Here is a 1520-nt window from a genome sequence, read left to right on the forward strand (position 1 = left end):
TTCCCGCTACAGGGGACCCGGCCAGCGGCGTCTCCGGTTCGAAAATCAGTCAGACGCCGGTGAAAGCGTGCTGGCTGTATCGGACCAGTTTGGCGACGGCGGGGTTGTGCGTGGTCGTCCAGACCAGTGCGAGTAGCGCAGGGGCGTCGACGTCGCTGATCTCCAACGCGGTCAATCGGTCCCCGTACTGCCCGGCCATCGACTCACTGAGGATTGCGACCCCGAGCCCTCGGGCCGCGAGGTCCGCGATCGTGTCGGCGGCACTGGCTTGCAGCGCGATGGTCGAGTTGACGCGACGAGCGGCGCAGGCGTGGTCGAAGACTGTCCGAATCCCGGTACCCTGCGGCATACACACGATCGGATGGTCCACGAGTTCGGTCAGTCCAATCGTCTTTCGTTTTGCCAGCGGGTGTTCCGGCGGCACGAGTGCCACCAGCCGTTCACTGACGATCGTCAGCGCGTTCAGGCCGCTGGGCGTGGCCTCGGCTGTGCCGACCAGCGCGAGGTCGATCGCGCCGGACCGGACGCCATCGATGAGCCGATCTGAGTTGTCCTCGAGCAGCGTCAACTCGACCTGCGGATGAGTGCGGTGGAACGCCTCGAGTGCCTCGAAGAGAGGCGTCACCGTACACCCGATGATCATGCCGACCGTCAGTTGACCACGGACCAGCCCGGTCACCTCGTCGACAGCCTGCTGGATCGCTTCGGCGGAGGCGAGCGTGGCGCGGGCGTGTTCGAGCGCTGCCCGGCCGGCGGCCGTCAGGGTCGCCGCTCTGGTAGAGCGGTCGATGAGGGTTGCGCCGAGTTCACGCTCGAGTTGCCGGACCTGCGCGCTCACCCCGGACTGGCTGATCCGTACCCGTTCGGCAGCTCGGGTGAAACTCGCCTCCTCGGCCACCGCCACGAAGTACTCCAGTTGCCTCAGCTCCATAACTGCTGATTCTAGCTTCCATCACAATTATCTGTTGTACTTCTGCTCCTCGCCAGAGCATGCTCGATCGGTAAGCGGAGCCAGCAGGAAACAGCGGAAGGATCAACGTGTCGAACTCTGAGAAGGCGATGCGACCGGAGGACATCACTCGGCTGTTCGTCGAGCGCTCGAACGCCGGGGACGCCGAGGGCGTCGCCGCGCTGTACGCGGAAGACGCCGTGCTGGCGTACCCGCCGGGCGGCCAGACGGTCGGCCGGTCGGCGATCCAGGCGCTCTGGGCGCGGGTGCTCGCGAACCGCCCCCACTTCGAGTTGGAGGACTCGTTGCCGACGCTGGTCAGCGGCGACCTTGCCCTGACTTCGACGGCACCGAAGGACGGCGCGGGTGCGCGGGCGCAGGTCGTTCGTCGCCAACCGGACGGATCCTGGTTACGCGTACTCGACCAGCCCGAGTTCACCCCGCCGGCCTCCGCCTGACCCAAAATTCTGGGCTGCACCCCGTTGGGTCTCGCCAACCGGTCTGACGGCCGTCGTGCCGGATGTCCGGTTCGGTTTCATGATCGAGTCGGTTCGGGGGAATGATCGGGGGT

Annotated in this window: 2 protein-coding genes; one reads left to right on the plus strand and one right to left on the minus strand. The window is 66.3% G+C overall.

Going from position 1 to position 1520, the window contains the following annotated elements:
• Positions 1-49: 49 nt before the first annotated feature.
• Complete coding sequence (locus Pen02_RS41375; RefSeq protein ID WP_203871677.1) at positions 50-931, minus strand: LysR family transcriptional regulator; 882 nt, start codon at positions 929-931, stop codon at positions 50-52.
• Positions 932-1059: 128 nt separating this feature from the next.
• Here Pen02_RS41375 and Pen02_RS41380 point away from each other — a divergent pair, with 128 nt between their 5' ends.
• Positions 1060-1407, plus strand: a complete 348-nt coding sequence (locus Pen02_RS41380; RefSeq protein ID WP_203871678.1) for a YybH family protein — start codon at positions 1060-1062, stop codon at positions 1405-1407.
• Positions 1408-1520: the final 113 nt, after the last annotated feature.

The organism is Plantactinospora endophytica, from assembly GCF_016862915.1.
Lineage (GTDB): Bacteria > Actinomycetota > Actinomycetes > Mycobacteriales > Micromonosporaceae > Plantactinospora > Plantactinospora endophytica.